This is a genomic window from Nonomuraea sp. NPDC049158, from assembly GCF_040648335.1.
GTDB lineage: Bacteria > Actinomycetota > Actinomycetes > Streptosporangiales > Streptosporangiaceae > Nonomuraea.
This window is the reverse complement of sequence record NZ_JBEZDM010000011.1, coordinates 217,553-239,720: the sequence shown is the minus strand read 5'-3', so window position 1 is coordinate 239,720 and position 22,168 is coordinate 217,553. Positions and strand designations below refer to the sequence as shown.

The 22,168-nt window shown below is 68.9% G+C and carries 19 protein-coding genes; 6 read left to right on the top strand and 13 right to left on the bottom strand.

The window, feature by feature from the left end; genetic code table 11:
• Positions 1-34: 34 nt before the first annotated feature.
• Positions 35-523 (top strand): VOC family protein, encoded by a 489-nt coding sequence (locus tag AB0B61_RS25095; RefSeq protein ID WP_358436160.1) that lies wholly within the window; start codon positions 35-37, stop codon positions 521-523.
• 239 nt (positions 524-762) lie between these two features.
• Entirely contained in the window at positions 763-957 is a 195-nt protein-coding gene (locus tag AB0B61_RS25090; RefSeq protein WP_225290661.1) for a DUF3046 domain-containing protein, read from the top strand.
• Positions 958-1,022: 65 nt separating this feature from the next.
• Here AB0B61_RS25090 and AB0B61_RS25085 read toward each other — a convergent pair whose 3' ends face one another.
• Together AB0B61_RS25085 and AB0B61_RS25080 are read right to left on the bottom strand one after the other, a co-directional pair.
• Positions 1,023-1,304 carry a hypothetical protein gene (locus tag AB0B61_RS25085; RefSeq protein WP_358436158.1) on the bottom strand — a complete coding sequence of 94 codons (282 nt, stop codon included), beginning with the start codon at positions 1,302-1,304 and terminating at the stop codon, positions 1,023-1,025.
• Between the two features lie 336 nt (positions 1,305-1,640).
• Entirely contained in the window at positions 1,641-2,108 is a 468-nt protein-coding gene (locus AB0B61_RS25080; protein ID WP_358436368.1) for an alpha/beta fold hydrolase, read from the bottom strand.
• Positions 2,109-2,401: 293 nt separating this feature from the next.
• On the opposite strand from AB0B61_RS25080, the gene recA reads away from it, so the two are divergent.
• The 3 genes from recA (at position 2,402) to rny (ending at position 7,701) form a co-directional block, all read left to right on the top strand.
• Positions 2,402-3,502, top strand: a complete 1,101-nt coding sequence (gene recA, locus AB0B61_RS25075; RefSeq protein WP_225290663.1) for a recombinase RecA — start codon at positions 2,402-2,404, stop codon at positions 3,500-3,502.
• A gap of 36 nt (positions 3,503-3,538) precedes the next feature.
• Positions 3,539-5,206, top strand: coding sequence for a recombination regulator RecX (gene recX, locus AB0B61_RS25070; RefSeq protein WP_358436156.1), 1,668 nt, complete (start codon positions 3,539-3,541; stop codon positions 5,204-5,206).
• 878 nt (positions 5,207-6,084) lie between these two features.
• Positions 6,085-7,701, top strand: coding sequence for a ribonuclease Y (rny, locus tag AB0B61_RS25065; protein ID WP_358436153.1), 1,617 nt, complete (start codon positions 6,085-6,087; stop codon positions 7,699-7,701).
• A 537-nt stretch (positions 7,702-8,238) separates the two neighbouring features.
• On the opposite strand, the gene AB0B61_RS25060 is transcribed toward rny, so the two are convergent.
• The 10 genes from AB0B61_RS25060 to AB0B61_RS25015 form a co-directional block, all read right to left on the bottom strand.
• On the bottom strand, positions 8,239-9,201 hold the full coding sequence (locus AB0B61_RS25060; RefSeq protein ID WP_358436151.1) for an ABC transporter permease: 963 nt from the start codon (positions 9,199-9,201) through the stop codon (positions 8,239-8,241).
• Entirely contained in the window at positions 9,201-10,208 is a 1,008-nt protein-coding gene (locus AB0B61_RS25055) for an ABC transporter permease (protein ID WP_358436148.1), read from the bottom strand. Before AB0B61_RS25055 ends, AB0B61_RS25060 begins: the two co-directional genes overlap by 1 nt.
• Positions 10,205-11,275 (bottom strand): dipeptide ABC transporter ATP-binding protein, encoded by a 1,071-nt coding sequence (locus tag AB0B61_RS25050; protein ID WP_358436145.1) that lies wholly within the window; start codon positions 11,273-11,275, stop codon positions 10,205-10,207. Before AB0B61_RS25050 ends, AB0B61_RS25055 begins: the two co-directional genes overlap by 4 nt.
• Complete coding sequence (locus tag AB0B61_RS25045) at positions 11,275-12,297, bottom strand: ABC transporter ATP-binding protein (RefSeq protein ID WP_358436142.1); 1,023 nt, start codon at positions 12,295-12,297, stop codon at positions 11,275-11,277. The genes AB0B61_RS25050 and AB0B61_RS25045 overlap by 1 nt, the downstream gene beginning before the upstream one ends.
• A gap of 48 nt (positions 12,298-12,345) precedes the next feature.
• On the bottom strand, positions 12,346-14,172 hold the full coding sequence (locus AB0B61_RS25040) for an ABC transporter substrate-binding protein (protein ID WP_358436140.1): 1,827 nt from the start codon (positions 14,170-14,172) through the stop codon (positions 12,346-12,348).
• Positions 14,173-14,381: 209 nt separating this feature from the next.
• Positions 14,382-16,229 (bottom strand): prolyl oligopeptidase family serine peptidase, encoded by a 1,848-nt coding sequence (locus AB0B61_RS25035; RefSeq protein ID WP_358436137.1) that lies wholly within the window; start codon positions 16,227-16,229, stop codon positions 14,382-14,384.
• Between the two features lie 139 nt (positions 16,230-16,368).
• Positions 16,369-17,268, bottom strand: a complete 900-nt coding sequence (locus tag AB0B61_RS25030) for an amino acid ABC transporter permease (protein WP_358436135.1) — start codon at positions 17,266-17,268, stop codon at positions 16,369-16,371.
• On the bottom strand, positions 17,265-17,936 hold the full coding sequence (locus AB0B61_RS25025) for an amino acid ABC transporter permease (protein ID WP_358436133.1): 672 nt from the start codon (positions 17,934-17,936) through the stop codon (positions 17,265-17,267). The genes AB0B61_RS25030 and AB0B61_RS25025 overlap by 4 nt, the downstream gene beginning before the upstream one ends.
• A gap of 62 nt (positions 17,937-17,998) precedes the next feature.
• Positions 17,999-18,850, bottom strand: coding sequence for a glutamate ABC transporter substrate-binding protein (locus AB0B61_RS25020; RefSeq protein ID WP_358436130.1), 852 nt, complete (start codon positions 18,848-18,850; stop codon positions 17,999-18,001).
• 41 nt (positions 18,851-18,891) lie between these two features.
• Entirely contained in the window at positions 18,892-19,647 is a 756-nt protein-coding gene (locus AB0B61_RS25015; protein ID WP_358436127.1) for an amino acid ABC transporter ATP-binding protein, read from the bottom strand.
• A gap of 134 nt (positions 19,648-19,781) precedes the next feature.
• Between AB0B61_RS25015 and miaB the strand changes: the two genes are divergently transcribed.
• Positions 19,782-21,272, top strand: coding sequence for a tRNA (N6-isopentenyl adenosine(37)-C2)-methylthiotransferase MiaB (gene miaB / locus AB0B61_RS25010; protein ID WP_358436125.1), 1,491 nt, complete (start codon positions 19,782-19,784; stop codon positions 21,270-21,272).
• 232 nt (positions 21,273-21,504) lie between these two features.
• Here the strand turns inward: miaB and AB0B61_RS25005 are convergent, their stop codons facing one another.
• A complete protein-coding gene (locus AB0B61_RS25005) occupies positions 21,505-22,140 on the bottom strand; it encodes a hypothetical protein (protein WP_358436122.1) in 636 nt (211 codons plus the stop codon).
• Positions 22,141-22,168: the final 28 nt, after the last annotated feature.

Genomic DNA, 22,168 nt, shown 5'->3' with positions numbered 1-22,168 from the left:
ATTGAGGCGGGGGCGCTGCGGACATAGAGCGAGCGTGGGCATCGACTACGCAGCCATTGAGAACCGCCGCGAGGACATCAGGGAGCGCTACCTCTTAGCGCACCGGCCATCCAGTAGCGCGCGCGGCCTGCACCATTTCGCCCTGCTGTCGTCGGACGTGGAGCGGACGGTCAAGTTCTACCAGGAGCTTCTTGAGTTCCCCTTGACGGAGATTTTTGAGAACCGTGACTTCAAGGGCTCCAACCACTTCTTCTTCGACATCGGCAACGGCAACCTCCTCGCCTTCTTCGACTTCCCGGGGCTCGACCTCGGCCCCTACCAGGAGGTGCTCGGCGGGCTGCACCACATCGCGATCTCCGTCGACCCGGCGACCTGGGAGCGGCTGCGCGGCAAGCTCGAGGTGGCCGGCGTGCCGCACCAGATCGAGAGCGGCGCCTCCATCTACTTCAAGGACCCCGACGGCGCCCGGCTGGAGCTGCTCGCCGACCATCTGGGTGAGATGTACGGCTCGCGCGTGATGTGATCTACCGTCGCGACGCTCTACGCGTGCGCGGTGTGCCCGCCCGAGGGTCCTTACTGATGCCCGCGTGCCTTTCGGCTCTTTCCGATTTCTCCTGCTGTACGGCTAAGCGCTGGGTTAACCGGAGCTGGCGGCGCTTCTTTCGGTTGGCTTTGCACGCGGCGGACTTGGGCGGGGAGTGCTTGGGGGTCTTTGCCATGGGGGTGTCCTACCCACCCTTCCGGCGGTTCCATACTTGTGTGATGCGGCTGACCGAGTTCTGGAGACGGATGCGCGCCCACTTCGGGGAGTCGTACGCCGACTCGTGGGCCCGCGACTACGTGCTCGCCCCGCTCGAGGGGCGGACGGTCGACCAGGCGCTGGCGGACGGCGAGAGCGCCAAGACCGTCTGGCGCGCGGTCTGCCAGGTGGAGAACGTCTCCTCCCGGCTCCGCTGACCTCTCGGCTCCGCTGACCTCCCGGCTCCGGCTGACCTCACGGCCCCGCTGATCTCGCTGCCCCGCTAACCTCCCTGCTCGTAATCCTCCATGCTCTCTTTCAGCGAGCGGGCCGTCAGATGCAGGTCGTCGGCGGTGCCCTGACCGCCGGGTGACCACAGGAACTGCCACCCACGACCGGCGGGGGTGGCGAAAACGAGCGTCTGTCTACCGGTGCGGAGATGCCACGCCCACAGCACCGGCTCCTCCCCGCCGATCATGCGGCTCGCCAGCCCGTGACCGGGCAACAACTTGGCGAGTGCTTCCAGATGGGTGCGCCGTTCCCCGGTGTACGTGCTGCTCGTCACGTCGCCGCCTCCAAGCCTCTGCTTCAGAGTCTCCCCAGCTCACGGTGCGTGACAACACGTAAGGCGTATTGCCTATCAATGTCGGGTGTGTGGAAACGCTGTGGAACCAGGGCGGGGTGCTGTGCGGCGTTAGGCCCGGCAGTCGGGTGCCGAGGCGAAGCGGTTAGAACGCGCCGCTTCGGCCGCCCAGTCGTAGGTCGGTCGCAGTTGTGACGGCTGGTGTCCGGCTGCCCTGACGCTGATGATGGTCGGCATGCGGCGGCGGCTGATCCGGGCGTTCGGCGGGGTGACCTTCGTCATCTCGATGGCCGGGTTGGGCACTTATCAACCGGCCCTCTAAGGTGCTGACTCGCCGAAGACGCGAACGAGCTCATCGGCGACGTCTCGACGATCAGCGCGCGCGTCGATGGTGCTGTGCACCCGCTCTCGCGCCTGCGCGATCATCTCCTCGGGCCATGAGTGACCCGACAGCCCAGAGGAGATCAGCACGAGCCCCGCCACTCGGTGCGCAGCCACCAACGCCGCCTCCACCGCGTAGGAGCCCCCCATCGAATCGCCCACCAGCGCCGCCCGTTCCACGCCGAGTCCGTCCATCACACGCAGCAGGTCTTCGTGGTGAACGAGTTCGCCGGCCGGATCGGCCGACTCACCGTACCCGCGCCAGTCGTAACTGATCACCCGGTAACGATCGGACAGCGAGTCGCGCTGGTGTCGCCACATACGCCGATCGGCGATGCCCGCGTGGATGAGCACCACCGCAAGACCCTCCCCCATATCGTCATAGGCCAGACCATCGATCAACATCACGCCCCAGATCGTATGAGCCGAGTCGGAGCTTCTGGACCGGGTTCGCAGCCGGCGTACCCAGGCCCACGTCCACGATCTCAACGCCCTGAGTCCGCTCAAGCCTCGATGTCATAGGACAACCGCGTGTACTTAGTGGAGTTCCGCGTGTTCCGGATGTGATCGAACAGCCGTTCGGCTACCATGGAACCTGCCAGGCCAACGCCCTCCCCCCGACGATTCCCAAAACTGTCGGTGGCAGGCCGTAGCTTTCACTCGACTGATCGGACCACAACCCTCCAGGGGGAGTTCCCATGGCTATCAACGACCGCGAGAAGGCCCTCGAGACCGCCCTCGCTCAGATCGAGAGGCAGTTCGGCAAGGGCTCCGTCATGCGCCTCGGCGACGACGTCCGAGCCCCCATCGAGGTGATCCCCACGGGTTCGATCTCCCTGGACGTCGCGCTGGGCATCGGCGGGTTGCCGCGTGGCAGGATCGTCGAGATCTACGGTCCGGAGTCCTCGGGTAAGACCACGGTCGCTCTGCACGCGGTGGCCAATGCCCAGCGCGCGGGCGGCATCGCGGCGTTCATCGACGCCGAGCACGCCCTCGACCCCGAATACGCCAAGAAGCTCGGCGTCGACACCGACGCCCTGCTCGTCTCCCAGCCCGACACGGGCGAGCAGGCGCTCGAGATCGCCGACATGCTGATCAGGTCGGGCGCCGTCGACATCATCGTCATCGACTCGGTGGCCGCCCTGGTCCCCAAGGCCGAAATCGAGGGCGAGATGGGCGACAGCCACGTCGGCCTCCAGGCCCGTCTGATGTCCCAGGCCCTGCGCAAGGTCGCCGGCGCGCTCAGCAACACCGGCACCACCGCCATCTTCATCAACCAGCTCCGCGAGAAGATCGGCGTCATGTTCGGCTCGCCCGAGACCACGACCGGTGGTAAGGCGCTCAAGTTCTACGCCTCGGTCCGCCTCGACATCCGCCGCATCGAGACGCTCAAGGACGGCACGGAGGCGGTCGGCAACCGTACGCGGGTCAAGGTCGTCAAGAACAAGATGGCCCCGCCCTTCCGGGTCGCCGACTTCGACATCCTCTACGGCGTGGGCGTCTCCCGCGAGGGCGGCCTCATCGACATGGGCGTCGAGCACGGCTTCGTCCGCAAGTCCGGCGCCTGGTACACCTACGAGGGCGACCAGCTCGGCCAGGGCAAGGAGAATGCCCGCAACTTCCTGAAGAACCACCCCGACATGTCCAACGAGATCGAGAAGAAGATCAAGGACAAGCTCGGCGTCGGCCCCCGCTTGGACGCCCCCGCCGAGGCCCCCGCGGCCCCGGCCGCCCCAGCCGCCGCTCCCTCGGGCCGCGGCGCCAAGGCCGCCGCCACGCCGAAGCCCGGTGACGTCTGATCGGTCGCCACATGAGTGTCTCTGATCGGTCCTCGCATGAGTGACACGGACCCGTCGCAGGCGCCCCACTCCCACGACTGGGGCGCCTGGCCCGACCTCCCCACCCCACCTCCGGGCCGCCGCCGCAGCTCCAGCGCCAACCTCTCCCCACGGTCATCAACCCCGGAGGACACCTGGCCCTCCGGACCCTCATCGGACGACTCACCCCGAGGCCGGAAACCCTCCCGGAGGAAACGGTCCAGCGGGAGGCTGCCCGGTGGCGATCCGTCTGATGGGAGGCCGCTTGGCGGCGAACCGTCTAGCGGGAAGCTGCCCGGCACCGAACCGGCCGGTAGGAGGCCGTCCGGTGAGAGGCTGTCTGGGGGTGAGCCATCGGGTGGGCTACCCGGTAGCGGACCGCCAGGTGGAAAGCTGACCGGTAGCGAACTGTCCGGTGGGAAGATGCCTGGCGCTGCACTATCCAGTGGAAAGCCGTCCGGCGGGGAGCCGTCGGCAGGGTGGCCGTCGCTCAGCGAATGGCGCCAACGGTCCCGCCCCTCGGCCGAGCCACCCTCGGCTGACTCATCCCCGGCCCAGCCCGCTCACGCACCTGCCGAGCCGAGCTCCGGGCTGGGCGCAGCATCGATCGCTGAGTCGTCCGGTGATTCGGGCAGCGGACAGAACACCGAGCGGCTCTCAACCGCGCCCCAAGAAACCGTCTGGCGGCCTGCCCAGGACAACTCACCGCCCGCCGCAGGCAATGCGTCTCCCCGAGGCCAGGACGTGCCTCCGCCTGCCCAAGGCAACTCACTGTCCACCACAGGCAGGGCGTCTCCCCGGGGCGACGACGTGTCTCCGCCTGCTCAAGGCAACTCACTGTCCACCGCGGGCAATGCGTCTCCCGGGGGCCAGGACGTGCCTCCGCCAGCCCAAGGCACTTCATCGTCCACCGCGGACAACCCCTCTCCCCGAGGCGACGTGCCGTTCTCCCAGGACGGGCTGTCGTCCGGTGCGGGCACCGACAGCGGTCAGTTCGAGGGCGGTTCCTATACCGGTGGCCAGGCCGAGGATGATCCGTACCAGGGTGGCCGACGTGGGGAGAGGCGCTCCGGTAGAGGACGGCGGTCAGGTGGGCGGGGTGGGAAGGGGGCGCGTTCGGCGGGCTCTCGGGGGCGTGGTGGGTGGCTTCCCGACGGGCCCGACGAGGGGTCGGCCGCCGGTGCAGCGCCCCACGCCGACCCTGAGTCGGTGGCTCGGGCCATCTGTCTCCGTCTGCTCACGATGGCTCCCAAGACGCGAGCCCAACTGGCCGAGGCGCTCCGTAAGCGTGACGTGCCGGATGAGGCCGCGGAGACGGTCCTCGACCGCTTCTCCGAGCTGGGCCTGATCAACGACGAGGCATTCGCCGAAGCCTGGGTCGACTCCCGCCACCACGGTCGTGGGCTCGCCAAACGCGCCCTGGCCGCGGAGCTTCGCCACCGCGGCGTCGACTCCGAGACCGTCAACGAGGCCGTGGACCGCCTCGAGCCCGACCAGGAGCTCGAAACGGCGCGCCGCCTCGTCGAACGCAAGCTGTCCTCCACCCGCGGCCTCGACCCCCAGGTCCGCACTCGCCGCCTCGCCGGAATGCTGGCCAGAAAGGGGTACGCCCCGGGACTGGCCTTCCGCGTCATCCGCGAGGCGCTGGAGACGGAGGGCGTCGAAATTGAGGACGACTTCTCCTGACCCCCACATGGCCCCCGCCCGCACTGGATCACTCCCGATCGTTCCCCCAAGTTCCGTTTACTGCCAGGCCGCTCCGCCCCGCCAGGCTGAGCTCGGCGGGGCCGCTTTCTTTCGGTAAGGAGCGCGTGGTCCTGTTGCGGGGGGCTGAGCGTCCGTAGACGAGTGGCCCACACCCGCATGACGTTCCGGCCGCTGGCAGGTTGTTCCGTCCCGTCGGGCGGGGATGCTCGGGCCCGTTTCGGTACGGGCGCTGGCCTGTTCCGGTACGGCGCACGTTCTCTTTGGCACGGGGTATCGAGCTTCGATCGGGATATCGAGCCTCGGTTTGGCGCAGGGGTGCGGTTCGTCGGGTGGGCACTCAGGCTCTGGGGCGGGTTGTTTGGTTCCTGGCGGCATCGGCGTGCGGGTCGTCCGAGGGGGTGCCCGGTCTTTCGGGGCGGGGTTTTGGGTCCTGCCGGTAGCGGGGTGGTCCTCTTTCTGGGCCGGGGCTCCGGGTTTGGCGGGAGGGCGTGCGTAGTTGCGTGTGGGACGGCATTTCGGGGCAGAAGCGGGAAATCTGTCTCAATGAAGAGATGCAAGCCCGTAAGACACGCTTGATGACTCGTTTGCTTGCTCGTGACTTGTTCGACGCATAACCTCGACGGCAGTGAGGAGTTACTCCGCGCAGTGCGGATTGCCATACCGGTGATTGACGGACGAACGAGCTCGGTGGATCGAGGCAGGCGAGGTGTCGGCTACCCCAGTCGACGCCCGGTCAGTCTTGGTTGGATATCGGTCGTGGTGAAGATGCCGTTTGGGCGATCAGCGCCGCGCATGTGACCCCTCCCGTTTTGAGGGCGCGTTACGAGTCTTGACGACGCGAGGAGGGCGGGGAGCACATGGGGCCGCTTGTCGTGGTGCTGTCGGTGGCGGTGCTCCTGCTGGCGTTCGGGATGATCGCCGCGTTGCTCATCGTCGTCCGCCGCACGTCGGGCAGCGGTTCGCGAGTGCTCAAGCCGAGCCCCGAGCAGTTGCAGGCCGTACACGAGGAGCTTGAGCTGGCTCGTGAAGAGGCCGGGGAGATCCGGGGCAAGGCCGAGTCCGATGCCGAGGAGATCCTGCGCAGGTCGGCGGCCGCCGCCGAGAGCGCGGCGCGGCTGCGGAGCGAGGTCGAGGAGGAGGGGCGGATACTCAAGGCCGAGCTCAAGGAGCTCCGGGCCGACCTCGAACGCAGGGAAGGGCGGCTGGCCGAGCGCGAGCAGCGGCTCGATGAGGAGGCCAGGCGGCAGGCCGAACGCGATCGCAAGCTGGGCGAGACCGAGGTCGAGCTGGCAGACAGGCGCGCGGAGCTGCTGCAGGTGGAGAACGAGCGGCGGGTGATCCTCGAGCGCGTCGCCGGGCTCACCGGTGAGCAGGCCAAGGGCGAGCTGGTGCGCGAGATCGAGAACCAGGCCAAGCGCGAGGCCGCGCTGATCGTCAGGGAGATCGAGGGCGATGCGCGCAAGGAGGGCGAGAAGCGCGCTACCAAGATCGTGACGCTGGCCGTGCAGCGGATGGCGGCCGAGCAGACGGCCGAGTCCGTGGTGAGCGTGCTGCACCTGCCCGGCGATGAGATGAAGGGCCGGATCATCGGCCGTGAGGGGCGCAACATCCGGGCGTTCGAGTCGACGACCGGCGTGAACCTGATCATCGACGACACCCCGGAAGCGGTGTTGCTGTCGTGTTTTGACCCGGTACGCCGGGAAACTGCCCGGCTCACGCTGGAGAAACTGGTACTCGACGGCCGCATTCACCCCCAGCGCATCGAGGAGGCGCACGAGCGCAGTCGTGCGGAGGTGCAGGAGCTGTGCGCGCGGGCGGGTGATGACGCGCTGGTCGAGCTGGGCATCACCGACATGCACCCCGAACTGACGCTGCTCCTCGGCCAGCTCCGATACCGCACCTCCTACGGACAGAATGTCCTCAAACACCTCATCGAGTCCGCGCACATCGCCGGAATCATGGCCGCCGAGCTCAAGATGGACCAGTCGCTGATGAAGCGCTGCGCCCTGCTGCACGACATCGGCAAGGCTCTGACACACGAGGTCGAGGGCAGCCACGCGCTGATCGGGGCGGAGATCGCCCGCAGATACGGCGAGCAGGAGGACGTGGTGCACGCCATCGAGGCGCACCACAACGAGGTCGAGGTCCGCACGGTCGAGGCCGTGCTCACGCAGGCGGCCGACGCGATCAGCGGCAGCCGTCCGGGTGCGCGACGGGAGTCGCTGGAGGCGTACGTCAAGCGGCTGGAGCGGCTGGAGGAGATCGCGCAGTCGTATGACGGGGTGGAGAAGGTGTTCGCCATGCAGGCAGGCCGGGAGATCCGGGTGATGGTGAAGCCGGACGCGATCGACGACATCCAGGCGCAGGTGATCGCGCGGGATGTGGCCAAGCAGGTCGAGGAGGAGCTGACCTATCCGGGGCAGATCCGCATCACCGTCGTCCGAGAGTCGCGAGCGACCGAGTTCGCGCGCTGAACAGTTCTCTGTGCTGAAAGTCGAGATCACTTTTCTGTACGGCAGGCCTGGTGGACCCCACCCGCCGCACGGGGCCGGGCCCTGTCCAGGGGCACGCTCCTCCGGCGGAGGTGGCTGGGGGCCGTGACGTGCGCCTTCTTGGCCCGGTCCGTGGGCCGTGGGTTGGGCTCCGATGACAGGCGCCGGACTCCGCCGTGCCACGGCCCGCCGACGCGGCGCTCGAAGGGCGAGGCGGGGGAGTGGTCGGCTGCCGGGGGGAGCGGGTGGTCGGAGGGTGAGGCGGGGCGTGGTCGGTCGGAGGGTGAGGTGGGGAGCGGGCGGGAGGGAGAGGCCTGCCCCGGCCGACGCGGAGGCACGACGGCTCGCCGTAACCGTCGGAGGACGGGGCGGAAGTGTGGTCGGGCGGAGGAGTGGTTGGTAGGAGGGCGGCGGCCGGCGGGTACGGGTGGCCGGAATGGGAGAAGGTCTGCTCCGGCTGCGTTCCGCCCGGCCGCCCCCACCCGTCGCACTTCCCCGGCCACAGGTCCCACGATGGGTTCAGGTCAGGCGGATGCGGGGGTCCAGGAGGCCGTAGGTGATGTCCACCAGGAGGTTGGCCACGACGACGGCGGTGGTGGCGAGGACGACGACGCCCATGATGACCGGGAGGTCGCCGCTGACGAATGCCTGCACTACCGCCTGCCCGATGCCGCCGAGCCCGAAGACCGACTCCGTCACCACCACCCCGCCGATCAGCGTGCCCACGTCGACGCCGAGTTGCGTCACCACCGGCGTCAGGGCGGCGCGTAAGCCGTGCCGGTAGATGACCTGGCCTTCCGGGACGCCCTTGGCGCGGGCCGTGCGGATGTAGTCCTCGCCGAGGATGTCCAGCATCGACCCGCGTGTCAGGCGTACGTAGGAGGCGGCCTGGACCATGGCGAGCGTGATCCAGGGCAGGATCAGGTGGCGGGCCCATTCGCCGGGGCTGTCGGTGAGCGGCACGTACGAGTCCGGCGGCAGCAGCGGCGCCCCGGCCATGGAGAGCTGGAAGAACAGGAAGTACAACAGCAGCAGACCGACCACGAAGGTGGGCATGGACACGGCGGCCAGGGCCAGGAACGTCACGACGCGGTCCAGCGGGGAGCGCGCCCGGGTGGCGCTGATGACCCCGGCGCCCACGCCGATGACGACCCAGAGGATCGCGCCGCCGATCACGAGCGAGGCCGTGGGCGGGAAGTCCTGGGAGAGGAGCTTGCCGATGGATTCTCCGGAGAAGTACGACTGGCCGAGGTCGCCGTGGATGAGGCGGTTCAGGTAGTCGAGGTACTGGACGAGGATCGGGCGGTCCAGGCCGAGGTTGTGGCGGATGAGCTCCACTTGTTCGGGGGTGGCCTGGCGGCCGGCCAGCGTCCTGGCAGGGTCGCTGGGGGCGACGAAGAACAGCAGGAACGTGCCCAGCGTGACGAGCCATAGGACGAGCACGCCCAGCAGCGCCCGACGGAGGAGGAAACGGCGGAGCATCAGGCCCCCTTACGACGGCGGCGGCGGTCAAGGCGGTCACGGCCGTCACGGCGGTTGCGGCGGTCACGGCGGCCGCGGCGGCTGAACAGGCGTTCCATGCGTGGGTCGATGGCGTCCCTGATGCCGTCGCCGACCAGGTTGAAGGCGAGCGTGGTGAGCAGCAGGGTGGCCGCGGGGAAGCCCAGGTACCAGTAGGCGACCCGGTAGAAGCCCTGCGCCTCGCTGAGCAGGTTGCCCCAGGAGGGGGTGGGCGGCACGATGCCGAGCCCGAGGAACGACAGCGTCGACTCGAAGACGATGGCCGCCGGCACGAGCAGCGTGGTCAGGACGATGACCGGGGCGAGCAGGTTCGGCAGGATGTCGACGAACATGATCCGGAGATCGCCGCAGCCGATGGACCGGGCGGCCTCGACGTACTCGCGCTCCTTCAGTGAGAGCGTCTGGCCACGGACGACCCGCGCGATGGCCGCCCACGAGTAGAAGGCGATCACCCCGATCGTCGCGGTCAGCGACGGCCCGGCGATCGAGACGACCGCGATGGCGAAGATCAGGTACGGGAACGACAGCACCACGTCCATGAGCCGGGACAGCACGGTGTCGATGACGCCGCCGTAGTAGCCGGCCAGCAGGCCGACGACGACGCCCACCAGCGCGGCCAGCCCGGTGGCGACCACACCGACCAGCAGCGATACCCGCGCCCCGTACAGAACCCTGATGAACAGGTCGCGGCCGAGCCGGTCGGTGCCGAACCAGAACGTGCCGTTCGGCGCGATCGGCAGCCCCTGCGCGGTGATGCCGGTGTCGCGGAACTGCTCGTCCGGGTCGTGGCCGTTCCACGCGGCGATGAGCGGGGCCGCCAGCGCCAGCAGGCAGAGCAGGACCACGATCAGGCCGGAGACCAGCGCGACCTTGTCGGTCCTGATCCTGGCCCAGGCGAGCTGCCACGGGCTGCGGCCGGCGATCGTCCGGTCGCTGACGGCGTCCGGTCTGATCTCGGTGAGCGTCATGCGAGCCTCCTCCCGGAGCCGGAGCCGGAGCCGGAGCCGGAGCCGGAGCCGGAGCCGGAGCCGGAGCCCGAACCGGAATTGGCAGTGGTCAGGTCCTCGCCTGCCTCGACGGGGAAGTGGCAGGCCACCAGGTGGTCCCGGAGCGCCAGCGGCGGTTCCTCCGATGAGCAGCGCTCCCGCGCCTTCGGGCACCGGGGATGGAAGCGGCAGCCCGACGGCGGGTCGATCGGCGAGGGGACGTCGCCCGTCAGGATGATGCGCCGTCGCCGTTCGGCCTCGTCCGGGTCGGCCACCGCCGTGGCGGAAAGGAGGGCGTTCGTGTAGGGATGCCGGGGATGTTCGTGCAGCTCGTCGGCCCCCGCCAGTTCGACGATCTTGCCCAGGTACATGACCGCGATCCGGTCACTGATGTGCCGCACCACCGACAGGTCGTGCGCGATGAACAGGTACGTCAGCCCGAACTCATCCTGCAGGTCCTTCAGCAGGTTGAGGATCTGCGCCTGGATGGACACGTCCAGCGCGGACACCGGCTCGTCGCAGATGATCAGCCGGGGCCGCAGCGCGAGCGCCCTGGCCACCCCGATCCGCTGCCGCTGCCCGCCGGAGAACTCCGCGGGGAAGCGGTTGTAGTGCTCGGGGTTGAGCCCCACCCGTTCCATCAGCTCCTGTACGGTACGGCGCAGCTCGGCGCCGCGGCTCACCCGGTGGACCACGAGCGGGTCGGCGATGATCGAGCCGACGCGCCGGCGCGGGTTCAGTGAGCCGTAGGGGTCCTGGAAGATGACCTGGATGTCGCGCCGGTAGGCCCGCATCCTGGCTCTGGGCAGGTTCGTGATGTCGTCGCCGTCGAAGCGGACCCGGCCCGAGGTGATCGGATGCAGGCCCGCGACGCAGCGGGCGAGCGTCGACTTGCCGCAGCCGGTCTCGCCGACCAGCCCGAGCGTCTCGCCCGGTGACAGGTCGAAGCTCACCCCGTCGACCGCGCGCACCTGCCCGATCGTGTGCTTGACCAGCAGGCCGGTGGTGATGGGGAAGTGCTTGACGACGTTCTCGACTTCGAGGAGCATCAGGCCTCCTTCGCCTGCAGTCGCAGCGCGTCGGCCTCCGGGCCGAGCCCGACCGCCTCGTGGGGCAGCCAGCAGGCCGAGGCGTGCCCGCCGCCGCCCGTGACCCTGGCCGGCGGCGGCCGTTCGGCCGCGCAGACCGGCATGGCGTACGGGCAGCGCGGGTGGAAGGCGCAGCCCGAGGGGAGGTCGATCAGCGACGGCGGGGAGCCGGGGATGGGCCGCAGCCGTTCGCCCCGGGCCCCGGTGCTGCCCGGGATCGACTCCAGCAGCCCCTTGGTGTAGGGGTGGTGCGGGCGGTAGTAGAGGGTACGCCGGTCGGCCCGCTCGGCCACCAGGCCCGCGTACATGACCAGCACCTCGTCGGCGATCCCCGCCACGACGCCGAGATCATGGGTGATGAGGATGAGCGCGATGTCGAACTCGGCCTGGACCCGGCCGATGAGCTCGAGGATCTGCGCCTGGACGGTCGCGTCGAGCGCGGTGGTCGGCTCGTCCGCGACGATGAGCTTCGGGTTCAGCGCCAGCGACATGGCGATCATCGCCCGCTGCCGCATGCCGCCGGAGAACTGGTGCGGATAGTCGTCCACCCGCCGGTCCGGCCGGGGGATGCCGACCAGGCCGAGCAGTTCGATCGCGCGCTTGCGGGCCTCGGCGCGGCTGGTGCCGGGCCGGTGGACGTGGAAGAGCTCCTCGATCTGCCGGCCGACCTTGTAGAGCGGGTGCAGGCTGGTCAGCGGGTCCTGGAAGACGACGCTGATCTCCGCTCCGCGGATGCGGCGTAGCTGCTCGCGGTCCAGTTCGAGCAGGTCCACCCCCTCGAACAGGGCGGTGCCGGATATGTCGGCTCCGGGGGAGAGGCCGAGGATGGCCTGGGTGCTCACGGTCTTGCCGCTCCCGGATTCGCCGACGATCGCCAGCGTCCGGCCGCGGTCGACGGTGAACGACAGTCCCCGCACCGCCTGGACCAGGCCGTCGGAGGTGGGGAAGGTCACCTTCAGGTCCGTCACCTCTAGCAGGCTCATGTTCCTCCCTCACAGCGCCCCGCGGGAGTCCCGCGGGGCGCCGCACGGTCATGGCGAGTTGGGGTCAAGCCAGAGGTTGGTGATGTCGTAGAGCTGGAACGCGGGAAGATACAGCGCGTTGCGCACCCGCTTGCTCTTGTAGATCGGCGTGTTCTGGTTGTTGAACGGCACGATCACCGCGTCGGCCATCACCGTCTGGTCGACCTGGTGCCAGAGTCCGGCCGCCTTGGTCGCGTCGGGCTCGGCCAGCGCCTGCTTGATGAGGGCGTCCACCTTGGGGTTGCTGTAGCAGCCGTAGTTGCTCGTGCCCGGCGTGCAGTTGGTCTGGAACAGCGGCTGGGAGACGGCGCGGCCGTTGTTGCCGTACCAGTCGGGTACCCAGCCGGGAGCTGAGATGTCCCACTTACTGTCCTTGGCGATGGTCGGGTTCTGCAGGAACGCGCCGTAGTAGTCGCCCTGCCGTACGGGCAGGCCCTTGACGGTGATCCCGCACTTCTGCAGGTCGGCCGAGTAGGACTGGAAATTGGCCGGGTGGTTGCCCGCGTTGCGGAACGCGCCGATGAGCGTCATCCCGTTCGGGTAGCCCGCCTCGGCGAGCAGCTGCTTGCACTTGGCCGGGTCACCCTGGTCACCGGGCGTCGGGTACGGGTTGTACTCCTGGTAGCCGATGTTGCCCGGTGGGATGGCCGTGTGCAGCGGGGTCGCCACGTCGGCACCGCCGTAGATCTTGGCGATGGCCACCTTGTTGATCGCGTACTCGATGGCCTGGCGCACCTTGACCTTGCCCATGGCGCCGTTCTCGTTCTTGCTCTGCTGGTTGAAGACGAGATACGGGTTCGTCACGGCGCCCGGGAAGATCTTGAAGTCGGGGTCGCCGCTCTTCAGCCGCGGGATCTGGGCGGTCGGCACCGGCAGGTCCCAGGACAGGTCCGCGCTGCCCGCCTCGATCTGCTGCTGCACCGCGTCGGGCTCGGTGACGCCCATCTTGACGTCGACGGCGTTGACGTACTGGTGCCTGATCGGGTCGGCCGCCTGCGTCCAGGCGGGGTTCCGCTCCAGCCTGATCGACTTGGTGGCCACGTACTGGGTGATCTTGTACGGGCCGTCGGAGATCACGTGCTGGCGGAAGGTGGCGTCGTCCGGCACGTACTGGTCGTACTCCTGGGGCGCGGCCGAGGAGAAGTTGAGTGACAGGATGTTGAGGAAGTCGGCCGCCGGCTGGACCAGCGTGAACACGATCGTCTTGTCATCCTTGGCCTGAACGCCGGCGATGTCGTGCGAGTTCTGGAAGGCCGCCAGCGCCGCCGCCGTGGGCTTGGCCTTCTCGAACGCCTTGCCGTAGGCCGCGCAGTAGGCGGCCATGCCCTTGATCGTGCTGGTGTAGTAGCCGGGCGCGCCCGCTCCGGCCACCGGGTTGCAGAGGCGCTTGAAGCCGCGGACGAAGTCGCCCGCGGTCACCGCCCGCGGCGGCTGGGTGTCCCATTGGACGCCGTCACGCAGCTTGATCGTGTACGTGAGGTGGTCGGCGCTGAGGCCGCCGTTGGCGGTCGTCGGCAGCTCGGTGGCGACGTCGGGGACGACGGCGAAGCCCTTGGTGGTGTCGGACTCCTTGGCCACGCCGTTCAGGTTGAACAGCTGGCGCGCGTAACCGCGCAGGATGCCGTTGGTGACCGTGTAGTAGGAGCTGGTGGGATCGAGATGGTCGACGTCGCCGCCGCCCACCAGCCTGATCGTGCCGCCCGACAAGGGCTTGCCGGTGTCCTGGGGCGCTGTCGGCGGTGCCGAGCCGTTCGTGCCGGTGTCCGTGGCGCAGGCGGCGGCGAGCAGACTTGCCGCGGCCACCACGGCGATGCTGAGATGGCGCAAGCTGGCCATCTGGCCCTCCCTCTGCCGAGATGGGGATATGTGGCTGGCCAGTGGGGCGCGCTTCGTGGCCGCGAGGCGCGCCCCACGTGCTGCTCCTTCGAGCAATCCACGTGGGGAGGGCGGTGTCGAGGACGGTTATTCAACCGTTGGCGAGTAGCGACCGCCGAGTGATAGCGGTTGTGTCCAAGAACCGTGATTGATGGCGACGAAAGCGAGAATCAGCTGAAAATCTGCTGGTAGAACGCCAGCTCCGCGGCCAGGGCGGTGGCCCGCGTCTCGGTGCGGCGGAAACCGTGCGACTCGCCCTCGAACGCCAGATAGGTGCACGGGACGCCGCGTTCGGCCAGCGCGTCGGCGAAGGCCGCCGCCTGCTCGGGCGGCACCACGGGATCGTCGAGCCCCTGGAGCAGCAGCATCGGGCAGGAGACGCCGTCGACCAGCGCCAGCGGCTCGCGCTCGGCGTAGAGCCGCGGGTCCTCCGGGCCGACCAGCCACTCCACGTAACGCGACTCGAAATCATGGGTGTGGGCATGGAGCGGGGCGAGCGCGCTGACGCCGTAGTAGGACACGCCCCCCGCGAACACCTCCGAACGGCAGCAGGCCGCCATCACGGTCCAGCCGCCCGCGCTGCCGCCGCGCACCGCGATGCGCCCGGGATCGGCCAGCCCCTCGGCCACCAGCCATTCGGCGGCCATGATCGTGTCCTCGACGTCGACGACGCCCCACTGCCCCTTCAGCCGGTCGCGGTAGGCCCGGCCGTAGCCGCTGGACCCGCCGTAGTTGACGTCGAGCACACCGATGCCGCGTGAGGTGAGGTACGCCTTCTCCAGGTCGAGCGCCGTGCCCTCGTGCGCCGTCGGACCGCCGTGCACGAAGAGCACGTACGGAGGCGCGTCCGCCGAGTCCTCGGCGGCCGGGTTGGACGGCGGATAGAGGAAACCGTGCACCCGGTGCCCCATCTCCACCGGACGAGGCGTGGGCAGGCAGGCGAGGTCGGGCAGCTCCTCGACGTCGCGCCTGAGGGTCTCGGCCTGGCCGGAGATGGTGTCGACGCGGATGAGCGACTTCGCGACCGCGGCGCCGTACGCGATGCCGATCACCGAGGTGCCGTCGGCGGCCAGCGCCGGATCCCACCCGTCGCCCGGCGGATCGAGGTCGGCGAGCCGGCCCGTCTCCGGGTCGAGGATGCCGAGCCGCAGGTCGCCACGCCCGTGCAGCACCGCGAGCCGTCCGTCGCCGAGCACGATGTACGGCAGGCCGCCCAGCGTCCACAGCGGCCAGGCGAACTCCTCCTCCAAAGGATGGAGCGGCTGCGGCGAGAGGTCGTGGAGGCCGGTCTGGTAGAGGTTCCACCAGCCGGAGCGGTCGGAGATCAGGTAGAGGTGGCCGTCGTCCTTCCAACTGGGCGCGAGCACGGACTCGGCCGGGCCGCCGCCCACGGTCCACGATGTGCCGTCGGACAGGCGGGTGACGCGGAGCTCGGTGCCGCTCCATGGCATGAGCGGGTGGTTCCAGGTGAGGTAAGCGAGATGCCGTCCATCGGGGGAGATGGCGGGAGAGGCGTAGAAGTCGCCGCCGGTGACCCATTCGCGGGTCTCGCCGCCGCCGACCGGGATGGAGACGAGGGCCCTGGTCGTCTTCCCGTCGTCGGTGTGCCGTTCGCGTACGCACCAGATCTGGTCGTCACGGACCAGCAGGTCGGCGTAGCGGTCGCCGCCGTCGGGGGTGAGCGGGACGGGCCCGTCAACGCGGTCGGTATGGCCGGCGCGGTCCTTGAGCAGGTAGAGGCGCTGGTCGGCGAGACCGGCGAAGATCACATCGCCCTCGGGGGTCACCGCGTAGGGCCGCCCGCCGTACTCGTGCACGCGGGTGCGGGCACTCCACGGCTCGGGCAGCAGCTCGCGGCAGGTGCCGTCGGCGGCGCGGTGCATGATCGTGGTGCGTCCGCCCTGGTCAGGGCGGTCCTCCGTCCACCACACCTGGCCGTCGAGCGCGATCGGCCAGCCGAGCCGCCGGCCGGACCGGGCGACGTCGGTGGTCGAGATGGGGGAGCGCCAGAAGGGCATAGACGCATCCTGCCGGAAGATCGGCAAGAGTGCGGGGTGATCACCTCACTCCGGTGACCACCCCGCTTCGATCACCGTAGCCCGGTGACCACCCCACTCCCGTCACCTGCAATGCGCGATGACCGCTTGATGACGTGGGCTACTGCGTCATGACGCTGCCGCCCATATCCGGCTGCCCCGGGGGCAGCGGCACCGCGCCCGGCGGCTCGAGCGGCCCGGCCGTGGTCTTGCGGCTGCGGCGGCTGCGCTTCTCCAGCCAGGTGGCGAACGCGCTGAGCGCCATGGCCATGAGGATGTAGATGACGCCGATGACGATCGCCGCCACCAGCTTCGTGCCGGGGTAGACCGACGGCAGCGTCTTGAAGCCCATGTTCAGCAGGTCGACATAGACGATGAAGTAGCCCAGCGCGGTGTCCTTGAGCAGGACCACGAGCTGGCTGACGACCGCCGGCATCATCACCGTGAGGCCCTGCGGCAGCAGGATCAACCGCATCACGCCGCTCTTGCGCAGCCCGACCGCGTACGCCGCCTCCGACTGGCCCTTCGGGATCGAGTTGATGCCGGCCCTGACCACCTCGGCCAGCACCGATCCGTTGTAGAGCGTGAGCCCGAGCACGATCGCGAACAGCGCGTAGTCGCCGCCGCCGAACACGTCGGGCGCCAGGAACCAGATGAAGAAGATCAGCAGGAGCAGCGGGATCGCCCGGAAGAGCTCCACGATCCAGGCGGCGGGGAGTCTGATCCACCGGTGGTCGGAGAGCCTGGCGATGCCGAAGACCGCACCGAAGAGCAGCGCCAGGACGGCGCCGAGCACGGCCGCGGTGAGCGTGCCCACCAGACCGGGCAGGATGAAGTCCACCCAGACGGTCTCGGTGGTGAACGGCTCCCACAAGGAGGCCTTGAACTGGCCCTTCTCGTTGAACTTCAGCAGCACCCAGCCGAGGGCCGCCAGCAGGACCAGCGCGGAGACCCCGGTGATGAGATGGTTGCGCAGCCTGCCGCGCGGGCCAGGCGTGTCGAAGAGGACGGACGCGCTCATCGGACGACCGCCAATCTCCTGGCCAGCCAGCCGGTGTACCAGCCGATCGGCAGGATGAGTATCAGGAACGCGACCACGATGCCCAGGAAGATGGGGATCGAGACGCCGGTGGTGTCGAAGGTCGTCCGCATCACGTTGGAGACTTCCACGGTGTAACCGGCGGCCGCCACCACGGTCGTGTTCTTGATCAGGGCGATCAGGACGCTGCCCAGCGGGGCGATGACCGCCCGGAAGGCCTGCGGGAAGATGATGAGCCTGATCGACTGGCTGAAGGTGAGCCCGATCGCGCGGGCCGCCTCCGCCTGCCCCATGGGCACGGTGTTGATGCCGGACCGCAGCGCCTCGCAGACGAACGCCGCGGTGTAGGCCGACATGCCCAGCACGGCCAGCCAGAACGAGTTCGTCAGCGGCACCTCGGTGGAGAAGATCAGGCCGAGGGTGTCGCTGAGCCCGAGGTAGCAGAAGGCCAGCACCAGGGTCAGCGGGGTGTTGCGCACCAGGTTGACGTACGCCGTGCCCGCGGCCCGCAGGACCGGGGTCGGCGAGACCCGCATGGCGGCCAGGATCGTACCGACGACCAGCGAGAACACCGCGATGATCAGCGAGAGCTTAATGTTGTTCAGGAACCCGACGGCCAGGTCGGGACCGTACTGAATTAGTTCGTCCATCGTGCTCCACCAGTGAGAACGGCGGCGGCGGCCGGATCACCGGCCGCCGCGCGGGGTGAGGATCAGGCGCAACCCTCGGCCGGTGGGGCCTCCTTGGGCAGGTCCAGGCCGGTCTTGCCGAACCACTTCGTGAGCAGCTGGGTGGCCGTGCCGTCCTGCCACATCTTGGCGACGGCCTTGTTGACGGCCTCGCAGGTCGTCTTGTCGCCCTTCTTCAGGCCGATGCCGTACTTCTCGTCCGTGAACGGGTCGTTGAGCAGCTTGTACTTGCCCGGGTCCTGGCTGGCGAAGCCGGCCAGGATCAGGTTGTCGGTGGTGACCGCGTCCAGGTTGCCACCACTGAGCTTCTGCACGCACTCGGAGTAGTTGCTGGCGCCGACGAGCTTGGCGGGCAGGTTGAGCTTGCCGTCCGGCGGCGGGTCGGTGATCCGCTTGTAGGAGTTGGAGCCCTGCGCCTGGCAGATCCGCTTGTCCTTGAGGTCCGTCGCCTTGGCGATGTCGGCGGCGTCGGCACGGACCATGGTGTCCTGGTGGACGACGACGTACGGGCCGCCGAAGGTCACCTTCGGCTTGCGCGCGTCAGTGATGGAGTAAGTGGCGAAGATGATGTCCACGGTGCCGTTGGCGAGCAGCGCCTCGCGGTTGGACGAGGGCGACTCCTTCCACGTGATCTTCACATCCTGGCCGCCGGCCAGCTCCTTCACGATGTACTTGGCGACGTCCACGTCGAAGCCCTCAGGGTCACCGCCACCCTTCTTCAGGCCCAGGCTCGGCTGGTCCCATTTGGTGCCGATGGTGATCTCTTTGGCTCCCTTGAGCTTGTCCACGACGTTGGTGTAGCTGCCTCCACCGCCACACGCGGCAAGACCGACCGCCATGGCCGTGACGGCGAACACGGCCCCAGTTCGACGCATCTGCATAGTGGTTACCTCAATCTTCCTGCTGCGGACTGGGATCAATGCGTGAGGATCTTCGAAAGGAAGTCCTTGGCCCGCTCTGTCTGGGCGTTGGTGAAGAACTCATCGGGGGTGTTCTCTTCGACGATCTGCCCGTCGGCCATGAACACCACCCGGTTCGCGGCTCTTCTCGCGAACCCCATCTCATGCGTGACGACCATCATCGTCATCCCGTCGCGAGCCAGCCCGATCATGACGTCGAGCACCTCCTGGACCATCTCCGGGTCCAGCGCCGACGTCGGCTCGTCGAACAGGATCATCTTCGGGTCCATGGCCAGCGCCCTGGCGATGGCGACGCGCTGCTGCTGCCCGCCGGAGAGCTGCGCGGGGTATTTATCCGCCTGCGCGGCGATGCCCACCCGTTCGAGCAGCTCCATGGCGCGCGTCTCGGCGGCGGCGCGGGCCTTCTTGCGCACCTTGATCGGCCCCAGCGTGACGTTCTCGCGGATCGTCTTGTGGGCGAACAGGTTGAACGACTGGAAGACCATGCCCACTTCGGAGCGGAGCTTGGCCAGTGCCTTGCCCTCTTCCGGCAGTGGCTGACCGTCGAAGATGATCTGCCCGCCGTCGATGGTCTCCAGCCGGTTGACGGCCCGGCACAGGGTGGACTTGCCGCCACCCGAAGGGCCGATCACGACCAGGACCTCGCCACGGGAAACGGTCAGGTTGATGTCCTTCAGGACGTGCAGTGCCCCGAAGTGCTTGTTGACGTGCTCCAACTTTACAAGTGGAGTGACGTCCCCGTTCTCCGTCATGTGCAAAACCTAGGGGCCAATAGGACGCTGGTCACTAACCGAGCGGTACCGATCCGATCACATCGTGCCATCAAGCTGGTGTTTTAGATCCTACGACCGTCGCAAGCCGGACAAGGACTACCCTTGGACGTGCGATGACTGTGACCCAGGAGAGCGCCCGCACCTATGAAGTGCGCACATACGGGTGCCAGATGAACGTGCATGACTCCGAGCGCCTTTCCGGCCTGCTGGAGGACGCCGGCTACGTGGCCGCGGCCGAGGGCGATACCGCCGACGTCGTGGTGTTCAACACGTGCGCCGTACGCGAGAACGCTGACAACCGCCTCTACGGCAACCTCGGCCACTTGCGACCGGCCAAGGTGAGCAACCCCCGGATGCAGATCGCCGTGGGCGGCTGCCTGGCCCAGAAGGACCAGGGCGAGATCGTCCGCAAGGCGCCGTGGGTCGACGTGGTGTTCGGCACCCACAACATCGGGGCGCTGCCGGTGCTGCTGGAGCGGGCCCGCGTCCAGGGCGAGGCGCAGGTCGAGCTCAAGGAGTCGCTCGAGGTCTTCCCCTCGACGCTGCCCACCAAGCGGGAGTCCGCCTACGCCGCCTGGGTCGCGATCTCGGTCGGGTGCAACAACACCTGCACGTTCTGCATCGTGCCGTCGCTGCGGGGCAAGGAGAAGGACCGGCGTCCCGGCGACGTTCTCGCCGAAGTCCAGACATTGGTGGATCAGGGCGTTCTTGAGGTCACGCTGCTCGGCCAGAACGTCAACACCTACGGCGTCGAGTTCGGCGACCGGCTGGCGTTCGGCAAGCTCCTGCGCGCCTGCGGCACCATCGACGGGCTGGAGCGGGTCCGCTTCACCTCGCCGCACCCGGCCGCCTTCACCGACGACGTGATCGCCGCCATGGCCGAGACGCCCAACGTCATGCACCAGCTCCACATGCCGCTGCAGTCGGGCTCCTCGCGCCTGCTGAAGGAGATGCGCCGCTCCTACCGGGCCGAGCGCTACCTCGGCATCATCGAGCGGGTCCGCGCGGCCATGCCCGACGCGGCCATCTCCACCGACATCATCGTCGGCTTCCCCGGCGAGACGGAGGAGGACTTCCAGGCCACCCTCGACGTCGTACGCCAGAGCCGCTTCGCCAACGCCTTCACCTTCCAGTACTCCATCCGGCCCGGCACGCCCGCGGCGACCATGGACGGCCAGATCCCCAAGGCGGTCGTCCAGGAGCGTTACGAGCGCCTGGTCGCGCTGCAGGAGGAGATCTCCTGGGCGGAGAACCGCAAGCAGGTGGGGCGGACGCTGGAGGTCCTGGTCGCCGAGGGCGAGGGCCGCAAGGACGACGCCACGCGGCGGCTGTCCGGCCGCGCCGCCGACAATCGCCTGGTGCACTTCGCGGTCGGCGACCACACGCCGCGTCCGGGTGACATGGTCACGGTCGAGGTCACGTACGCGGCTCCGCACCACCTGGTGGCCGACGGGCCGGTGGCGTCGGTACGCCGTACGCGGGCCGGTGACGCCTGGGAGGCGCGGCAGGGCGCCCCGGCTCCGGCCAAGGGGGTCTCACTCGGCATGCCCACCATCGGCCGCCCGCCGTCGGTGCCCGCTGCTGGGGCGTGCTCGGCTTCCTAGGGCATCGGCTTCCCGGCACTGCGTACCTGGGCGGTCCTCATCCGCGCCCGGCGTCGGCTTCCTGGGGTGCGTCCACAGGGGTCTCTGGGCGGTTCTCATCCGCCCCCCGAAGGGGGTGTCCCTCCAAAGGCCCCCAGCCACGACGGACCGTCACAGGGATCGAGACGGTCGTGTGACGGACCGTCCGTTGTGGCCGGAGCCCCTGCGGTGGGATGTCCCCTTCGGGGGAGAGTCATCGGCCGAGGAGCCGGTAGCAGTAGTCGCGGCGGAAGTCGAGGAAGGTCGCGCACGGGTCGGTTCCCAGGGGTACGGAAGGCGCCGGTCTTTGCGTGGACGCGCTTGTCCGGGGGGCCTGCGCGGTGGCCAGGGTCGGCTGGGCGGTGGTCACGGCCGCCGGTGCGGCCGGTTCGGGGTCCGTGGTCTTCGGCGGGGTCGGCACGGACCTGGGCGCCCGCGTCCTGCCCGCCGGGCCGCTCGGTGTGGCGCTGTCCCTTCGCGCGGGCGGTGGCAGCGCTTCACCTATTCCTGGGCTTGGCGAGGGCACGGGCCGCGGGCGCGCCTTGATCTGCTTGGGCGCCAGGTCCTCCTCGGGCGCGAGGTCCTTCTCGGGTGTCAGGCCGTCCTCGGGTGTCAGACCCTCGTCGGGAGTCGGGCCGTTCTCCGGGGGTGGGCCGCTGTCGGCGGCCAGGCTGTCGGCTGGGTTGGCGTACGAGGGCCACGACGTCGGGACCGGCGGACGACTCGCCGGCGTAATGCTTGATCCATGGGAAAGCCCGCTTTCCTGATCATTTTCCGGCGCCTTTTCCCGCTCGGGACTTTGCGATCCCGTGAACGCCAGGAAAATACCGAGCGCGGCGATGACGATCACCCCGGCCACACCTGCCGCGGCTGCCAGG